Annotated in this window: 20 protein-coding genes and 1 pseudogene; 17 read left to right on the top strand and 4 right to left on the bottom strand. The window is 34.4% G+C overall.

Annotated elements, in window-relative coordinates; translation table 11 throughout:
- From lepB to A2530_RS10460, 14 genes and pseudogenes are all read left to right on the top strand, one after another.
- Entirely contained in the window at positions 1 to 810 is an 810-nt protein-coding gene (gene lepB, locus A2530_RS10525; RefSeq protein ID WP_294885422.1) for a signal peptidase I, read from the top strand.
- Entirely contained in the window at positions 797 to 1,474 is a 678-nt protein-coding gene (locus A2530_RS10520) for a site-2 protease family protein (protein WP_294885423.1), read from the top strand. The genes lepB and A2530_RS10520 overlap by 14 nt, the downstream gene beginning before the upstream one ends.
- Positions 1,475 to 1,486: 12 nt before the next feature.
- Positions 1,487 to 1,924, top strand: a complete 438-nt coding sequence (rpiB, locus tag A2530_RS10515; RefSeq protein WP_294885424.1) for a ribose 5-phosphate isomerase B — start codon at positions 1,487 to 1,489, stop codon at positions 1,922 to 1,924.
- 15 nt (positions 1,925 to 1,939) lie between these two features.
- Positions 1,940 to 2,272 carry a hypothetical protein gene (locus A2530_RS10510; protein WP_294885425.1) on the top strand — a complete coding sequence of 111 codons (333 nt, stop codon included), beginning with the start codon at positions 1,940 to 1,942 and terminating at the stop codon, positions 2,270 to 2,272.
- 10 nt (positions 2,273 to 2,282) lie between these two features.
- On the top strand, positions 2,283 to 2,831 hold the full coding sequence (locus A2530_RS10505; RefSeq protein WP_294885426.1) for an adenine phosphoribosyltransferase: 549 nt from the start codon (positions 2,283 to 2,285) through the stop codon (positions 2,829 to 2,831).
- Positions 2,831 to 4,030: a tryptophan synthase subunit beta gene (gene trpB, locus A2530_RS10500; protein ID WP_294885427.1), complete on the top strand. Its 1,200-nt coding sequence runs from the start codon at positions 2,831 to 2,833 to the stop codon at positions 4,028 to 4,030. The genes A2530_RS10505 and trpB overlap by 1 nt, the downstream gene beginning before the upstream one ends.
- Positions 4,031 to 4,100: 70 nt before the next feature.
- A pseudogene (locus tag A2530_RS10495) lies at positions 4,101 to 4,224 on the top strand (IS982 family transposase); the annotation flags it as partial.
- Between the two features lie 63 nt (positions 4,225 to 4,287).
- The gene (gene accD / locus A2530_RS10490; RefSeq protein ID WP_294885428.1) at positions 4,288 to 5,133 is read left to right on the top strand and encodes an acetyl-CoA carboxylase, carboxyltransferase subunit beta; all 846 of its coding nucleotides are present in this window, start codon (positions 4,288 to 4,290) and stop codon (positions 5,131 to 5,133) included.
- Positions 5,133 to 5,696: a thiamine phosphate synthase gene (locus A2530_RS10485; protein WP_294885429.1), complete on the top strand. Its 564-nt coding sequence runs from the start codon at positions 5,133 to 5,135 to the stop codon at positions 5,694 to 5,696. Before accD ends, A2530_RS10485 begins: the two co-directional genes overlap by 1 nt.
- Positions 5,693 to 6,151, top strand: coding sequence for a 23S rRNA (pseudouridine(1915)-N(3))-methyltransferase RlmH (locus A2530_RS10480; RefSeq protein ID WP_294885430.1), 459 nt, complete (start codon positions 5,693 to 5,695; stop codon positions 6,149 to 6,151). Before A2530_RS10485 ends, A2530_RS10480 begins: the two co-directional genes overlap by 4 nt.
- Before the next feature lie 9 nt (positions 6,152 to 6,160).
- Positions 6,161 to 6,511, top strand: coding sequence for an RNA polymerase-binding protein DksA (gene dksA / locus A2530_RS10475; RefSeq protein WP_294885431.1), 351 nt, complete (start codon positions 6,161 to 6,163; stop codon positions 6,509 to 6,511).
- A 10-nt stretch (positions 6,512 to 6,521) separates the two neighbouring features.
- A complete protein-coding gene (locus A2530_RS10470) occupies positions 6,522 to 7,538 on the top strand; it encodes a hypothetical protein (protein ID WP_294885432.1) in 1,017 nt (338 codons plus the stop codon).
- Between the two features lie 13 nt (positions 7,539 to 7,551).
- Positions 7,552 to 8,502, top strand: a complete 951-nt coding sequence (gene dusB / locus A2530_RS10465; protein WP_294885433.1) for a tRNA dihydrouridine synthase DusB — start codon at positions 7,552 to 7,554, stop codon at positions 8,500 to 8,502.
- Positions 8,499 to 9,632: a hypothetical protein gene (locus A2530_RS10460; RefSeq protein ID WP_294885434.1), complete on the top strand. Its 1,134-nt coding sequence runs from the start codon at positions 8,499 to 8,501 to the stop codon at positions 9,630 to 9,632. The genes dusB and A2530_RS10460 overlap by 4 nt, the downstream gene beginning before the upstream one ends.
- Here the strand turns inward: A2530_RS10460 and A2530_RS10455 are convergent.
- Genes A2530_RS10455 through A2530_RS10445 form a run of 3 tightly spaced genes read right to left on the bottom strand, consistent with a single transcriptional unit; the run spans position 9,629 to position 11,268 of the window.
- Positions 9,629 to 10,510, bottom strand: coding sequence for a hypothetical protein (locus A2530_RS10455; RefSeq protein ID WP_294885435.1), 882 nt, complete (start codon positions 10,508 to 10,510; stop codon positions 9,629 to 9,631). The two genes, A2530_RS10460 and A2530_RS10455, sit on opposite strands and share 4 nt — an antisense overlap.
- A complete protein-coding gene (gene fliN / locus A2530_RS10450) occupies positions 10,507 to 10,827 on the bottom strand; it encodes a flagellar motor switch protein FliN (protein ID WP_294885568.1) in 321 nt (106 codons plus the stop codon). The genes A2530_RS10455 and fliN overlap by 4 nt, the downstream gene beginning before the upstream one ends.
- Positions 10,828 to 10,845: 18 nt before the next feature.
- Positions 10,846 to 11,268, bottom strand: coding sequence for a chemotaxis protein CheX (locus tag A2530_RS10445; protein WP_294885436.1), 423 nt, complete (start codon positions 11,266 to 11,268; stop codon positions 10,846 to 10,848).
- A 92-nt stretch (positions 11,269 to 11,360) separates the two neighbouring features.
- On the opposite strand from A2530_RS10445, the gene A2530_RS10440 reads away from it, so the two are divergent.
- Genes A2530_RS10440 through A2530_RS10430 form a run of 3 tightly spaced genes read left to right on the top strand, consistent with a single transcriptional unit; the run spans position 11,361 to position 16,385 of the window.
- Positions 11,361 to 12,092 (top strand): sulfite exporter TauE/SafE family protein, encoded by a 732-nt coding sequence (locus tag A2530_RS10440; RefSeq protein ID WP_294885437.1) that lies wholly within the window; start codon positions 11,361 to 11,363, stop codon positions 12,090 to 12,092.
- Between the two features lie 16 nt (positions 12,093 to 12,108).
- Positions 12,109 to 14,937, top strand: a complete 2,829-nt coding sequence (gene uvrA, locus A2530_RS10435; RefSeq protein ID WP_294885438.1) for an excinuclease ABC subunit UvrA — start codon at positions 12,109 to 12,111, stop codon at positions 14,935 to 14,937.
- A gap of 26 nt (positions 14,938 to 14,963) precedes the next feature.
- Entirely contained in the window at positions 14,964 to 16,385 is a 1,422-nt protein-coding gene (locus A2530_RS10430; protein ID WP_294885439.1) for an SDR family oxidoreductase, read from the top strand.
- Here A2530_RS10430 and A2530_RS10425 read toward each other — a convergent pair.
- Positions 16,382 to 16,534 (bottom strand): SEC-C metal-binding domain-containing protein, encoded by a 153-nt coding sequence (locus A2530_RS10425; protein WP_294891540.1) that lies wholly within the window; start codon positions 16,532 to 16,534, stop codon positions 16,382 to 16,384. The genes A2530_RS10430 and A2530_RS10425 overlap by 4 nt on opposite strands.
- Between the last annotated feature and the right edge of the window lies 1 nt (position 16,535).

Below are 16,535 nucleotides of genomic sequence, written 5' to 3'. Positions count from 1 at the left end.
ATGAAAGAGCTTTTACATAAAACTTACAAATTTTCAAACTCATGGACAGGAACTATCTTAATAGTTCTTTTTGTTATATTTTTTATAGCCCAAGCTTTTAGAATCCCAAGTGGTTCCATGAAAGACTCTCTGCTTATCGGAGATCACCTATTTGCCAAAAAGTTTGCATACGGTGTTCCTATGCCGCATCTGCCATTTTTAGAAACTTCCATTATGCCATGGAGCGACAAACTTCGCTTAATGGACGGAGATAAACCGCAAAGAGGTGATATAGTAATTTTTAGATATCCAGGAAATACAAAACAACACTTTGTAAAACGATGTGTGGCACTTCCGGATGATGAACTTTTCATATCAAACAAAGATCTTTACCTTCATCATAATGAAGGCGACGAGTGGATAAAAAACAATTTTAAAGAGAGTGATATCGTAGTTTTTGCAGGAAAACTTTGGGTTAAAAATCCATATATGAAAGAGCATCCGGGAATTCATCATGACGATAAAATCATAGATAACGGAAGATATCCTATGCCTATTTTTAATTTTGCTCCGATTAAAGTTGACAAAGACAACTATTTTATGATGGGTGACAATCGCGACCACTCAAATGACAGCCGTTTTTGGGGTGCTGTTCCTTACGACAACATTGAAGGTACACCATGGTTTGTCTATTTTAGCATAGACGACAACTGGGAGATAAGATGGGATCGTATAGGTAAAACTCCGACGGACCTAGAGTCTGCCGCTCATCTTGACAAAGCCGTAGCTGAGAGAGTAAAACAAGATAAAGATGACCATGGAATCTATTGATATATTTAAAATCTTAGCAGCCGTACTTGCCTTAGCCGTAGCTATAATCGGGCATGAGATAATGCATGGATGGGTAGCTTACATGTACGGCGACACAACTGCTAAAAACGCGGGAAGGCTATCTATAAATCCTATTTCACATGTAGATTTAGTAGGCACTATAATCGTTCCTGCAACAATGTATTTTTTACCTATGCTATTGGGGGGTGAGAGCGGATTTTTATTCGGATGGGCAAAACCTGTACCTATCAATATGTCAACGGTAGTAAGAAATGCAGGATATAACGGTGCTATGCAAGTTGATTTGGCCGGAATAGTTTACAACTTTACATTAGCTGTATTCGCTTCTATTGCAATAGTTTACATGCATCAGCCAAATACAGAAGATAGTTTAGTTTACATTTTTACATATCTTTTTGTATTTCAGCTACTGATTATAAATGTAGTACTCGGTGTTTTCAATCTTCTGCCTATACCGCAATTTGACGGTGCCCATTTTATAATGCACCTATCGCTAAAGTATAAAATAGATTCTATTGCAGAATTCTTTTATAAAAATGAAAGATATGGAATAATTATAGTTTTAATAGTTTTGATGACACCGTTAAAAAATTATCTGTTGCTACTACCTGTTCAGACAATTTTAAATCTACTACTATCATAAAGGAAAAAAAGAATGAAATTTTATGTTGCTACTGATCATGCAGGAATAGATCTTAAAGATTACACAGTTGAATTACTAAAAGACAAGGGTCATGAGGTGGTTGATTTAGGGCCTTTTTCAAAAGATAGAGTAGATTATCCTGACTACGCTCTAAAAGTTTCAGAGTCTGTTTTGGCAGATAAAAACTCACAAGGCATTCTTATATGCGGTTCAGGAATAGGAATGAGCATTGTAGCGAACAGACACAGAGGAATTCGTGCGGCACTTTGCCATGATGCTTATACGGCAACTGTTGCCAGAGGACACAACGATGCAAATGTATTATGCTTTGGAGATAGAATTATAGGCAAAGGCGTGTGTGAGTCAATAATTGATGCTTGGTGTGTCAGCAATTTTGATGGTGGTCGTCATGCACAAAGAGTAGCAAAAATTGAGGCAATAAACGCTTAAAATAAAGGAGAGCTTATGTTTTGGGAATGGTCACTTTTAACATTACTATCTATTTTATCTATCTTCTTATTTGTTAAAATGTTTTATTTTAAAAGCATTACCAACAAAGAACAAAGAAGTAATGACTTAATGAAGCTAACACTTCAAGAAGCAGAGATACTTATTAGAAAATATCAAATCCAACTACAAAGAGCCTTGGGAAATGTTGACATATTAAGCGATGAACTAAATAAACTTAGAAATGAACTTAAAGTACTAAAACAGAGAAATACTAAACATAGACAAGAGACAGATCGTCTTAATAATAAAATCAAAGCACTAGAGGGTCGTATCGACGCTCTATTATAAGGAATATAATATGACGCTTAGCACTACTGAGAGAAAAATTATAGAAAGCTCTATAAGAGACGTAAAAGATTTTCCAAAACCTGGAATCATATTTAAAGACATCACAACCCTGTTAAATGATAAAGAAGCTTACGGTGTTTTAATGAATCATCTGTATGAAAGATATAAAGAGTATAGTCTTGACTATGTCGCAGGAATTGATGCTAGAGGCTTCATATTCGGTGCGGCATTAGCTCAAATGCTTGGAGTAGGCTTCGTGCCGATTCGTAAAAAAGGTAAACTTCCATACACTACTATAAGCGAAAAATACTCACTTGAGTATGGAATAGATGAGATAGAAGTTCATATCGACGCTTTTAATAAAACTAAAAATGCGAGAGTACTTCTTATTGATGATTTGATTGCTACGGGCGGAACTGCAAATGCTGCGGCAAAACTGATAAATCAAGCTGGCGCTTCTTGTGTAGAGGCTTGTTTTATAATAGGTCTTAACTTTTTAGACGGACAAAAAAATTTAAAAGAGACAACTGACGTGTACTCTTTAATAGAGGTAAATTAATGTATATTCCTTCCCCTTCAAAATTTGATCCCAATGAAAACGGTCATTTCGGTATATTTGGCGGCAGATACGTTCCTGAAACACTTATGCCTGCTCTTTTAAAGCTAGAAGAGGAGTACAACAGTATCCGCTTCGACAAAGATTTTTGGACAGAGGTTGACTACTATCTCAAAGATTATGTCGGTCGCCCTTCCCCTCTTTACTATGCAAAAAATATATCTGATGAACTCGGTGCAAAAATCTATCTAAAAAGAGAAGATTTAAACCATACCGGAGCGCATAAAGTAAACAATGTTATTGCTCAGGGACTTATGGCAAAGCGACTCGGATATAAAAAAATCATTGCTGAAACAGGCGCAGGACAACACGGTGTAGCAACTGCGACTATCTGTGCGCTTTTGGATTTAGAGTGTGAAATTTTTATGGGTGCAAAAGATGTAGCACGTCAAGAGCTTAATGTTTTTCGTATGAAACTCCTTGGTGCAAAGGTAAATAGTGTCGAGAGCGGAAGCAAAACCCTAAAAGATGCCATGAATGATGCAATACGTCACTGGGTGACAAACGCAAGAGATACTTTTTACATTATCGGAACAGTTGCAGGTCCGCACCCATACCCTATGATGGTTAGAGACTTTCAAGCAATTATCGGGTACGAAGCAAGAGCGCAGATTTTAGAAAAAGAGGGTCGATTACCTGAATATGTAATAGCATGTATAGGCGGCGGAAGCAATGCTATCGGGATGTTTCAACACTTTTTAGAAGATAAAGAGGTTGGATGTATAGGTATTGAGGCGGGTGGACACGGTATAGATTCCGGTGAACACGGTTGCTCGCTAAATCAAGGTCGTCCGGGTGTACTGCACGGTCAGATGAGCTACCTGCTTCAAGATGAAGACGGTCAGATACTTGAAGCTCACTCAATAAGCGCAGGGCTTGACTATCCTGGTATAGGGCCTGAACATGCTTTTCATCATGATAATAAATCCGTTTCTTATGATTATGTAACGGATAAAGAAGCACTTGATGCGTTTGTGTGGTTATCAAGAAAAGAGGGTATTATCCCGGCATTTGAAAGTGCACATGCGGTTGCATACCTTAAAAAGATGCCAAATATAAAAGATAAACTCATCATAGTAAACATATCCGGGCGTGGAGATAAAGATATGATTCAGGCAAAAGAAATTTTAAAGTTTGATTGATATAAGTTTTTATCTGAAAGTGGGAATCTATTCATAGAAGATATAGCTTAAATGACAAAGTATGCATTTAACACCTTTTTCTATCATAACCGGTAGATTTGGAAATATGATTAAAGCCACTTCGATAGATAGTTGTTTATTCAATAGATTGCTTCTTAAAGTTGTCCAATAAACATAAACAACTAGCAATTTGAGTTAAATAAAGTATTATAGAAAATTTGATATAATTCACATAATTATATATTAAAGGATAATTTTTGAATTTACTTAGCATTTTTTCTAGAAACATAAATAAAAAACAGCCGGTTAAGAGCGAAGCTCCTGCTCATTGGGTTAAGTGTAAATCTTGTCAATCTTTAATGTACTATAAAGAAGTAGAAAATCAAAAGCATGTATGTCCTAAATGCGGTTATCATATAAGAATCGGCGTAAAAGAGAGAATTGAACTTTTAGCTGATGAGGGAACTTTTGTAGAGTATGATGCAAATTTAAAGCCTGTTGATCCTTTAAAATTTGTAGATAAAATATCATATAAACAAAGAATTGAAGAAGCTACGCAAAAAACAGGTAAAACTTCGTCAGTAGTTAGTGGCGAGTGTGAAATGAACGGTGTCAGCGCTCAACTAGTTATATTTGATTTTGCTTTTATGGGCGGTTCTTTAGGCTCTGTAGAGGGTGAAAAAATTGTTCGTGCCGTAAACCGTGCAATTGAAAAAAGACAAGGTCTTGTTATACTTAGTGCAAGCGGCGGGGCTAGAATGCAAGAAAGTACCTTTTCTTTGCTACAAATGAGTAAAACTTCTGCCGCTTTGGCAAAACTAGCAAGTCATAATATACCATACATTTCAGTGCTAACCGACCCAACGATGGGTGGTGTTAGCGCTTCATTTGCAACATTAGGCGACATTATTATAGCCGAGCCAGGTGCGCTTGTGGGATTTGCAGGACAAAGAGTAATTGAGCAAACGATAGGTTCTGCTCTTCCTGATGGTTTTCAGCGCGCAGAATTTCTGCTTGAAAAGGGTTCAATAGATATGGTAGTCAATAGAAATAATCTTAAAAAAACACTCTCAGATTTATTAACACTCCTTAAAGCTGCGTAATGCGGCTTTATGCACTTTGCGATCAAGACCTTTTAGATAAAAAAGGTTTATCGGTAAAAGATTTTGTAGATATTGCAAAAAAACAAAATGTAGAAATAATACAATACCGCAATAAAAATGCAGATATAGCATTTATAAAACAGCAACTTATAAAAATCAGAAAAATATATGACGGCTTTTTAATTGTTAATGATGCATATGAGTTAATAGAGTTTTGTGACGGTGTACATGTAGGACAAGAAGATTTACTTAACATAGATAAAGATATATTTACTGCGGTAAGAATTCTTCGAAGCGTTATAAAACAAGATAAAATATTGGGTATTTCTACACATAATAAAGAAGAAATTTTGCAAGCTAATGATATGGATTTGAACTATGTAGGTTTGGGGGCATATAGAAGCACAACTACAAAAGATAATGTATTAAATATACTTGGAGACAAATTAGATGAAATTGCATCTTTATCTAAGCATTTAGTTGCGGCGATTGGAGGGGTAATGCCGCATGATACTTTCAAACATGTAACTTATCATGTTATAGGCAGTGGACTTCTTAAATGAATATAGAGATAATTTCAATTGCAAAAAAAGAGCGCTCAACTTACGATCCTCTTTATAAAGAGCTTATAAAAATGATTTCACGTTTTGCAAAAGTTGATGATACAGAACTTTTTAATAAAGATGTAACAAAAGCACACACTATCTCACCTGAAGCGTCTAAAGCGGTATATACAAAGATATTAGAACCGTATATATCAAAAGGTTTCAATGTAATATTGCATCCTGATGGAAAAATAATCGATAGTTATGAATTTAGTAAGCTATTAGATGATAAAATTGCGATTAAATTTTTTATAGGCGGTGCATACGGCTTTGAAAATGACTTTTTAAAAAATGGTGATGCTGTTATAAGTTTAGGAAATATTACTATGAGTCATAAGATTGCAAAAGTTGTTTTGCTTGAGCAGATATATAGAGGGTTTTCAATATTGAGTAATCACCCATATCATAAATAAGGAATATAAGTGCAAGATAGTGAGCTAAAATACTTTAAAGAGATTCTTGAGAGTAGAAAAGTACAAATAATAAAAAATATCAAAGGTGTAAATGCTGAGTTGGATCAGCTAAGTTCCTTGGAATTAAATGATGAAGGCGATCATGCATCTGTTGACAATAGCTCAATGGTAGAGAGTGCCATAGTTCAACAACAAGAGCAAGAACTAAAAGAAATTAATGTTACTTTAGGAAAAATTGTAACCGGTGATTATGGAATATGTGAAATGTGTGAAGACCCTATCGGCTTTCAAAGACTAAAAGTTAAGCCTCATGCGATATACTGTATAGACTGTAGAGAAATTGTAGAAAAATCTAAATAAGGAGTAGTCAATGCATATAAAAAGATACACAATAGCATCATTTATATTGATTGTTTTAACGGGATGGTATGTTTATGCTTTTATAACTCAAGAGAGTATGGGATTTAATTTTTTTGGTACGATGCTACCATCGATTTCAATAGCAATGTGGGTCACTATACCTCTTGTTATCTTCTATTTAGTGAGTGTAATGCACATGTCGTTTTATTCACTGCTAGAAACTATAAGACTACGTAAAAGTGAGAAAGATTACGAGAAAATTATTGATGCTATAGTAGATGCTTATCTTGGAAAAGAGAATCGTTCCAACATATTTAAAACTGATAAATACAAACTTTTAGGCTCTCTTGTGGATAATTCTATGATTTTTCCATCAGTAGATTTTAGTGCTAATATAGATAACAAAAAAATAAGTGATGTTCTTTCTGCAATAAACAGTATTAAAAACGGCGATGTAGTTGATTTAAAAAAATATTCTCTGCCTTCATCAAATGCACTGTTTGTACATAACGAAAAAAACAGATATAAACAAGGTAATATAAGCGCAGAAGATATACTAGGTGCTAAAAATAAATACGATATAAGCTTACGTAAGGAAGCTTATGGTGATTTTGTTAAAAAGGCCCCTTTACATGCAATTGAGAAGTATAAAGATTTGCTTACAAAAGAAGCACTTTCTGAAATTTTAGCAAGAATAAATGCAGATACTAATACTTTAGAGATATCAAATGAGTCATTAATCCCTCTTTTTAATGATTTAAAATTAACTTCAGGCGAATACATTGAAGCATCGAAAAAACTTTCAAAATCAATGCTCCCGGAGCAGAGAATAAAACTCTTTGAGATACTTGGTAATGAAGATGAAGCTGCTATGGAAGCATATCTATTTACACTATTTGATTTAGAGATGTTATCGCCTGCAAAAGAGATATTAGATGTTTCACAATCAGATGAATATCCTCGTTTTAAAGCATATAGCTCATTAAGAGAGTCCGGAAAACATTTCAATATAAATCTTTTTGTATAATTTGTGTATATAGATGATTAAAAATCTCTCATTTGATAAACCCGTATATGTCTTAGCTCCTCTTGCAGGCTATACGGATTTGCCCTTTAGAAGTGTTGTTAAAAAATTTGGGGCAGATTTAACTGTAAGCGAAATGCTTAGTTCAAATGCTCTTGCTTATGGTTCCCAAAAGACACTTAGTATGATAGAAAAAAGCCCAAATGAAGATCCATACTCCGTTCAGATTGCAGGAGCGGAAGTTGATGTTATAAGAAGAGCGGTCGAAATTTTAAATGAGCAAGAGGGAATAGATATAATAGACCTTAATTGCGGATGCCCGGTACCAAAAGTTGTAGGTCAAGGAAGCGGAAGTTCACTTCTTTTAAACTTGCCTTTGATGGGCAATATCATACGAACTATTAAAGATACCTCCAACAAAAGTTTGACAAGTGTAAAAATAAGACTCGGTTTTGAGAAGAAAAATCATATTGATATAGCAAAAATGGTTGAAGACAGCGGAGCTGATTTTTTAGCGGTTCATGGCAGAACCCGTGCAGGAAAATTTAAAGCAGCTGTTGACTATGATGCAATAAGAGAGATAAAAGAGTCTGTAAAAATTCCTGTAATCGCAAATGGCGATATAGATTCTTACGAAAAAGCAAAATGGGTGTTAGAACATACAGGGGCTGACGGAGTTATGATAGGAAGAGGTGCAATAGGAGCTCCTTGGATATTTCATCAGCTTCGCTCTGGAAGCAAAAATATTGACAAAAATCTTAAGCATGCTATAATCATGGAGCACTTTGATAAAATGGTTGAGTTTTACGGTTCTTATGGTGTGCCTATGTTTAGAAAACATACGCATACTTACTCAAAAGGTTATTCCGGTGCTTCAGTGCTAAGAGACAGTGTAAATCGTATAGCAGATATACAAGAGTACCGCGCTGTCATAGATAACTTTTTTAGTAATAGTGAGATAGTTTGATAAATATAAGTAAATCAATTAAAACATTGGATGATAGTGATATAGGAGATAATTTATTACACTATGATTACAATGTAAAATATCTGCTCTCTTTGATAAGAAGGGGTATAGATGTTGACGACCCTCACTATCTAAGCTCATATCGCTCTTTTGAGGGTGAAGTTTTTGAGAATTTTGTTTATGAGAAACTTTTGATTTATGCCGCACAAAATGATGAAATAGAAAAATTCGTCCTAAAAGGTTTTCATCAGGACAAAATAAAAGCACATGCAAATACGCTTTCTATCAGTGAAAAACAGCAGATAGTCTATAGAACTAAAAATAGAGAAATTAGTGAATTTGATGCTATTTTTATTACAAAAAACAAAGAGCTATATTTTGTAGAAATGACTCTTGTAAAGTCAGTGTTAAAACTTAGAAAAAGACTTAGAAAGAAGAAAGCTCTTTTGGAGATTATATTTCCAAATTATGAGATTAAGTCATTAATTATTTTAAACGAGGGTGCGAGTGGAGTTAAACAATTTCCGTCATACTGTACGGTATGGTTTACGGAAGAGTTTTCAGCTAAAGGAGTACTTGATTATATAGTAGATACGGATTCCAGAAAATTACTGCCGAAAAAGAGAATTAAGTCTTCTAAAATGATAGAAGCACACCTGTTAAAACTTTATCCGTTTAGGTATTACAACACAATTTCATGGATAACAAAAACAATAAGAAGCCATAAAAAATATGTTATAGATATGAATTTTTTAATGAGTGAAAAGATTCAAAGATATCATGATTTATACAATAAATTTTATATCGGTTATATAGATGCCGCAGAATTAAGAGATGAACTAAATCTTGATAAGAACTATAAAAATGATCACAGAGTTATAGTTGCAATTGAAAAAAAGCATACAGATGAAATTGTATTGACCTATTATATACAGCTAACTCGTAAAAGTTTATATTTATACTCTTATGATGATGGAAAAATTGTAAAAGAGAAAAAAGACCCATACGGTATAACCGTAACAGAAGTCTATCATATAAGTAAAATGATGGATGATAAATATAAACTTGACATGTCTAGTTTATATACAATCAGGAAACTTCTACAAGATAGATTTCAAACGCTTAATTAAACCTCATACAGTATTGAGGCTGCTTTTTCTTTATATGATTGGATAGGTTCTTTTTGTTCGTTTTCATTATTTAAAAATTTGTCTAACTCTTTATGTCTATTTTGCAAAATAAAATTAAAATCATCTTCTGTAACAGGTTTATTATCTGTAAATTTATCAAGCAGTATGTTATTCTTTCCCATAAGGACAAGATAGCTCTGCTGGGCAAAGTCAAGTAAAACAACACTGTTTTCACTGTTGAGAGATTTTTGAAATCTTATGCTAACACTTTTTGCATCAGATGTTTGCTGTAAAATCTCTTTTTTTTCATCTTTATCCTCTTTAAATAGCCATGAAGATAGCTCATTTTTGCCCTTAGGTGATGAAACTCTGTTTTTTATGTAAAAAAGTATTATTACCAATAGTATCAATATTGTAACGACTACATAATAACTCATAGAGATATCTTCACTCTTTTTTGTAGGAAGAGAGTTGAGAAGCGGAGTTTCACTATCTTTAAACTCTTTGGTATTTTCATCAGATGATGAAAGTGCCGTAAATCTGAGTCTAAGCCCATATGCATCTGATGTTTTTGAGGCTTGCAAACTTACTGAAGGCGGTACTTGAGCAACTACTTGCGTATAATCCTGCATAGGTGTAATTGAAACAGCTTTTATATATTTTGACGATAATTGCTTGATTTTTGATGACTCTATTGAAGCATCTTCAAGTTTTATGGTAATTGTAGAGTCGCTAATACTCTGTTTTATTACACCCTCATAAGGAGTGTCAAACGTTATCATAATATCTACTCTGTCTGTTCTATCATAAATATTGTAGCTTAATATTTTTGAACCATACAGATAAAAAGGGAGAATAAGAAGAAGTAATTTAATCATAATTTTTCTTTTGAGAGATGATAGAGCACAGCACTTGAATCTAAAACTTCATTTATACGAATAGCAAGATTTTTTTCATATACCATTACTTCGCCTTTACCCAAAATACGACCGTTAACATACGATTCAACACTTTCTCCAGCCGGTTTTTTAAGATCAATAATAGAGCCTTTAGTAAGTTTTAATATCTCGCCGACGGTAAGTTCCGTTTCGCCGAGTTCTGAGACAAATTCTACTTCCATATCAAGCAGTCCAGAATAGTCCATCCACGAAAGCTCTACTTCAGGATTAAATATAGTCTCTTTGGCTCCGTAAATATGTTTCTTTCTTTTCAACTACAGTTCCTTGATAGCAATAATTATCTCGTCATTTTCAACTTTTAAAATTTTTGCCTCATCATATTGAAAATCAAAATTGTCTATTTTCTCAAAATGTGGAGTTGACATGTTATATGCATGTCTGTCACTCTCTTGGGCAAGAACTTTAGCGCTTCCTACTATTAAATTGGCAGTTTCAAGCACCATGTCTATAAGTGTCTCTTCATCGCTTTCGTCTTCTTCAAGAAAAATTGTGGAAATTCTTTGTGCAAACCCTGATGTTACAGCTATATAAACTCTATACTTTTTGCCGCCAACAACTTCTATATCAATATAAGCAATAAGTGTTCTCATTTGAGTTATATTGTCATGAATCTCATGCGGCAGTCTAATTTGGTGAATACAAAAATTTTGTGAAGCTTCCATAATGATGTTTAACATTTTTGCCCCTTAAATAAGTGATGATTATACTTTAATGAATCTCAAAGTAAAATTAAACACTAGATGATATAATTCAAAAAAAAGTTTTAATAATGATTGAATTAATTTTTCTTGGTGTAGGTGTTGGGATTTTATCCGGATTTTTCGGTATAGGTGGTGGAACCATACTGGTTCCTTCTCTTTTATTGCTCGGTTATCAAATTAAAGATGCCATAGGTATCTCAGTTGTACAGATGATTTTTAGTTCTGTTTACGGCAGTTACCTAAATAATAAAAAAGGTACGCTTGATATTGCAATGGTAATGACCATAGGTATCGGCGGTTTTTTCGGTGCACTTTTAAGTGGTTTTGTCGCTTCTAGTTTTGACGATAAGACTTTAGAGATTATATTTTTGATTTTTGCTATCTTTGCTCTTGTGAGACTTTTTTTTAAAACAAAAACGCAACATGTACAAAAGAGTGTTAACAGAGTTATTCTGTTTTTAATAGGTTTGGTACTTGGAACTCTTAGTATGATTATAGGCGTAGGCGGAAGTATAATTTTAGTTCCTATATTGGTAGGATTTTTACATGTAGAGCTTAAAAAAGCGATTTCGGCAGGACTCTTTTTTGTAGTATTTTCATCTATTTCCGGTTTTATTTCTCACTCACTAAGCAGAGAAATTGACTTAAAAAGCGGAGTTATTATAGGTTTGGCATCGTTAATAGGCGTTTATGTAGGTATTTTACTTAAAGATAGAGTAGATGCAGTATTGCAAAAAAAATTATTAGTAGGTTTTTATCTTTTAATAGTAATATATTTAATACAAAGAATATTTTTTTAGAGGAAGTTAGTTATAAATGAAAAATAGAGATGTTATAAAAATAGTAGGTGCGAGAGAAAATAATTTAAAAAATATATCGCTTGAGATTCCAAAAAATCAGTTGGTTGTTTTTACTGGGCTAAGCGGAAGCGGAAAATCTACTCTAGCGTTTGATACTCTTTATGCCGAAGGGCAAAGACGCTACATGGAATCTCTATCATCATATGCAAGACAGTTCCTTGACCGTGTCGGTAAGCCCGATGTTGATAAGATTGAAGGGCTTACTCCGGCTATTGCAATTGATCAAAAAACTACTTCAAAAAATCCTCGCTCGACGGTGGGAACAATAACTGAAATATATGACTACTTAAGACTTTTATATGCACGTGTCGGTATTCAGCACTGTCATAAGTGTAACAAAGAGATTTCTCAAATGAGTGTTTCGGATATCATAGGTGAAGTGGCAAAACTTCCAGAAGGTGCAAAACTTGTTCTTTTAGCTCCGATAGTAAACGAAAAGAAAGGCGCTTATGCAGACGTGCTTGAATCATTGGTGCATAAAGGTTATGTAAGAGCGATGGTTGACGGCGTTATGGTGCGTCTTGATGAAGAGATAGAGCTTAGTAAAACTAAAAAACATACTATAAAAGTTGTTATAGATAGAGTTGTTGTAAAAGAGGAAAACAGAGAAAGAATAGCGGCTGACGTTGAAAAAGCTCTAAAAGAGAGCTACGGTGAACTAGAAATTGAGATACAAAATCATGAAGAGCTTGGGCTTGTGCGTTCCTATATTCATTATAGTGAACATAATGCATGTTTTGATTGTAAAATAAGTTTTGACCCACTTGAACCACTATCTTTCTCTTTTAATTCACCTAAGGGTGCATGTTCTGAGTGTGATGGACTTGGACTTCGTTATGCGCTTGATCAGGACAAAATAATAGATATAGATTTAAGCATAGAAAGCGGTGCAGTAAAGATAGTTTACGGTTTTAACAAAGGATACTATTTTACTTTTTTAAAGGGCTTCTGCGTAGCTAATGACATAGATACCAAAGTTGCATACTCAGAGTTGCCGGATTATCAGAAAAAAGCGATTTTGCACGGCGGTATAGACGAAATTAGTTTTTTGTGGAAAAATCATGAAGTAAAGAGAGTTTGGCCCGGAATAATTAAAATAGCCTATGACATGTTTAAAGATGAAAAAGAGCTGGCCGATTACATGAGTGAGAAAAAGTGCAATGTTTGTAACTCTCACAGATTAAAAAAAGAATCACTTGCCGTCAAGGTTGCTTCAAAAGGGATAGCCGAAATTTTGGATATGCCTATTGCTAAAAGTTACGAGTGGTTTAGCGATAAAAATAATTTCAGTTATCTTACAAAACAGAGTACTCAAATATCGGCACCGATTTTAAACGAAATAAGAGAGAGACTCTACTTTTTATTTGATGTCGGTCTTGGTTATATAACACTCGGACGTGATGCAAGAACAATCAGCGGAGGAGAAGCTCAAAGAATCCGCATTGCTTCCCAGATAGGAAGCGGGTTAACCGGTGTTTTATATGTTTTAGATGAGCCTAGCATAGGTTTACACGAGAGAGATACTCTAAAACTTATCCGTACTTTAAGAAGTCTTCAGGAGAAGGGAAACAGCGTTATAGTGGTTGAACACGACAAAGAGACAATTGAAAATGCAGACTTTATCGTCGATATCGGAAGCGGTGCAGGAAAATTCGGCGGTGAAGTAGTGTTTGCCGGCACACTTGATAAACTTAAAAAAGCAAAAACACTAACCGCAGATTATCTTTACGGTCGTAAAAAGATAGAGTATTTTTATAGAAGAGCGCAAGATAAATATATAGAGATAAAAAACGTTACGCTTAACAATATAAGCAATTTAAGTGCAAAAATTCCGCTTAATAATTTTGTATGTATAACAGGAGTAAGCGGCAGCGGAAAAAGTTCGTTAATGCTTCAAACTCTTCTTCCTACGGCTAGAGAATTGTTAAATCATGCCAGAAAAGTAAATAAGGTTGCAGGTGTCGAGATAAGCGGACTTGAACATGTAGATAAAGTAATCTATCTTGACCAAAGCCCCATAGGTAGAACGCCGCGTTCTAACCCTGCAACATATACGGGTGTTATGGATGAGATAAGAAATCTCTTTGCACAGACAAAAGAGTCTCAGATAAGAGGATATACAAGCTCAAGATTTAGTTTTAACGTCAAAGGCGGCAGATGCGAAAAGTGTCAGGGCGAAGGTGAAAATAAAATAGAGATGCACTTTTTGCCGGACATAATGGTTAAATGTGATACATGCAAAGGCACAAGATACAATCAACAGACGTTAGAGGTGTTTTATAAAGGTAAAACTATCTCAGATGTGCTAAGAATGAGCGTTGATGAGGCATATGAGTTTTTTAAACCGATACCGAAAATAAATCAAATACTCTCAACACTCGTTGATGTTGGGCTTGGATATATAACTCTTGGACAAAATGCGGTAACTCTATCAGGCGGAGAAGCTCAAAGAATCAAACTAAGCAAAGAGTTAAGCCGTAAAGATACCGGCAAAACACTCTATATACTTGATGAACCGACAACGGGACTTCATTTTGCCGATGTTGACAGGCTTACCGGAGTTCTACACAAGTTTGTAGAGCTTGGAAACTCGGTTCTTATCATAGAACACAATCTTGACATGATAAAAAATGCGGATTATATAATAGATATGGGACCTGAAGGCGGAAGCGGCGGCGGACTTATAATAGCCGAGGGAACACCAGAAGAGTTGGCAAAAAATCATAAGAAGACACTCTCTTATACAGGAAAGTATTTAGAAAAAGAGCTGGCACTTCATAAGTAGTTTAAAATATTTAGAGGGAGTTAATCATGAAAGTTTTACTTACCGGTGCAAACGGATATATCGGAAGAAGGTTAAAAAACATACTTAAAAATCAAAAAGATGTTGAACTTAGAATTTTTGTACGAAATAAAAAAAGTCTATCAAAAGAGATACTAGAACATTTTGAAATTTTTGAAGGAGATACTTTTGATAAAGATGCTCTTAAAAAAGCACTTTGCGGAGTTGATACGGCTTACTATCTTATTCACTCTCTAAATAAAGAAAATTATAAAGAGTTAGACAAGCTCTCAGCGCAAAATTTTATAGATATTGCAGACGAGTGCGGTGTAAAAAGAGTTATATATCTAGGCGGTCTGGGAGTGAAAAACAGCGATACCAGTAAACATCTTCTTAGCAGAATAGAGACAGGCGAAGTGCTGAGTTCTTCAAAAAATGTTCAAACTATCTGGGTGCGTGCAGGCGTAATCATAGGCTCTGGAAGTGCAAGTTTTGAGATTATAAGGAATCTTGTAGAAAAATTACCTTTTATGATTACTCCAAGATGGGTTGACACTTACGCTCAACCTATTGCTGTCGATGATGTAATAAACTATCTTGTCTCATCTCTGCATCTTGAGTATGACAAAAATCTCATTGTAGATATAGGCTCATCTAAAATGAGTTACAGAGATATGATGCTTCATACGGCAACTGCATTAGGTCTCAAAAGGTATCTTATCCCTGTGCCTTTTATGAGTATAAATCTATCTTCGTATTGGTTAAATCTTTTTACGCCTGTACCTTTTAGCGTCGCAAAAGCATTGATAGAGGGGCTAAAATCAGAAGTAACTATACAAAACGATAATGCAAAAATATATTTTGCAGATATTATACCTATAAGCTATATTGATGCCGTAAGAAAAGCAGTTCAAGAGATACAACAGCATCAGGTAATAAGCAGATGGAGTGATGCCGAAGGCTCTTCATGGGATGATATACATACAAAAGAGATAAATGATGCTATTTTTGTAGATAGAAAAGAATCAGATATCAGTTCTTACGATAAAGATAAAATTTTTAAAGCTATAAAATCTATTGGCGGTGAAAACGGTTGGTTTGATTATGACTTTTTATGGGAAATAAGAGGCATAGTAGATAAAGCGCTTGGTGGAGCAGGACTAAATCGCGGGAGAAGAGACGATTGTGATTTAAGGCTTGGAGAGTGCCTTGACTTTTGGAGAGTTGAAGATATAAAAGAGGGAGAAAGACTGCTTCTTTTTGCTCAGATGAAAGTTCCAGGTTCTGCATGGCTTGAATTTAAAATAGATGGCGATAAGCTTATACAGTCGGCATATTTTTATCCTAAAGGGATATGGGGCAGGATTTACTGGTATATTTTTATACCTATGCACTATCTAATATTTAACAATATGATAAAAAGTATATTAAAAAACAGTTTAAAAATTTAAAGATTTTTTATTTCACAGCATTTTTTATATTTTTTGCCGCTTTTGCATGGACACAGCTCATTTCTCTCTATTTTTGAGCTAAAAAGCTTACCGTCATTGTAGAACCATTCACCGTTTTCATAAATAAAATTGCTTCTCTCATGTTGCACT

Source organism: Sulfurimonas sp. RIFOXYD2_FULL_34_21, from assembly GCF_001830805.1.
GTDB lineage: Bacteria > Campylobacterota > Campylobacteria > Campylobacterales > Sulfurimonadaceae > Sulfurimonas.
The sequence above is the reverse complement of the archived record's forward strand: the minus strand, read 5'-3'. Positions and strand labels throughout refer to the sequence as shown.

Coding starts and splice junctions, on each gene's coding strand:
- lepB (WP_294885422.1), top strand. CDS start 1: ATGAAAGAGCTTTTACATAAAACTTACAAATTTTCAAACTCATGGACA.
- A2530_RS10520 (WP_294885423.1), top strand. CDS start 797: ATGGAATCTATTGATATATTTAAAATCTTAGCAGCCGTACTTGCCTTA.
- rpiB (WP_294885424.1), top strand. CDS start 1,487: ATGAAATTTTATGTTGCTACTGATCATGCAGGAATAGATCTTAAAGAT.
- A2530_RS10510 (WP_294885425.1), top strand. CDS start 1,940: ATGTTTTGGGAATGGTCACTTTTAACATTACTATCTATTTTATCTATC.
- A2530_RS10505 (WP_294885426.1), top strand. CDS start 2,283: ATGACGCTTAGCACTACTGAGAGAAAAATTATAGAAAGCTCTATAAGA.
- trpB (WP_294885427.1), top strand. CDS start 2,831: ATGTATATTCCTTCCCCTTCAAAATTTGATCCCAATGAAAACGGTCAT.
- A2530_RS10485 (WP_294885429.1), top strand. CDS start 5,133: ATGCGGCTTTATGCACTTTGCGATCAAGACCTTTTAGATAAAAAAGGT.
- A2530_RS10480 (WP_294885430.1), top strand. CDS start 5,693: ATGAATATAGAGATAATTTCAATTGCAAAAAAAGAGCGCTCAACTTAC.
- A2530_RS10470 (WP_294885432.1), top strand. CDS start 6,522: ATGCATATAAAAAGATACACAATAGCATCATTTATATTGATTGTTTTA.
- dusB (WP_294885433.1), top strand. CDS start 7,552: ATGATTAAAAATCTCTCATTTGATAAACCCGTATATGTCTTAGCTCCT.
- A2530_RS10455 (WP_294885435.1), bottom strand. CDS start 10,510: ATGATTAAATTACTTCTTCTTATTCTCCCTTTTTATCTGTATGGTTCA.
- A2530_RS10445 (WP_294885436.1), bottom strand. CDS start 11,268: ATGTTAAACATCATTATGGAAGCTTCACAAAATTTTTGTATTCACCAA.
- A2530_RS10440 (WP_294885437.1), top strand. CDS start 11,361: ATGATTGAATTAATTTTTCTTGGTGTAGGTGTTGGGATTTTATCCGGA.
- uvrA (WP_294885438.1), top strand. CDS start 12,109: ATGAAAAATAGAGATGTTATAAAAATAGTAGGTGCGAGAGAAAATAAT.
- A2530_RS10430 (WP_294885439.1), top strand. CDS start 14,964: ATGAAAGTTTTACTTACCGGTGCAAACGGATATATCGGAAGAAGGTTA.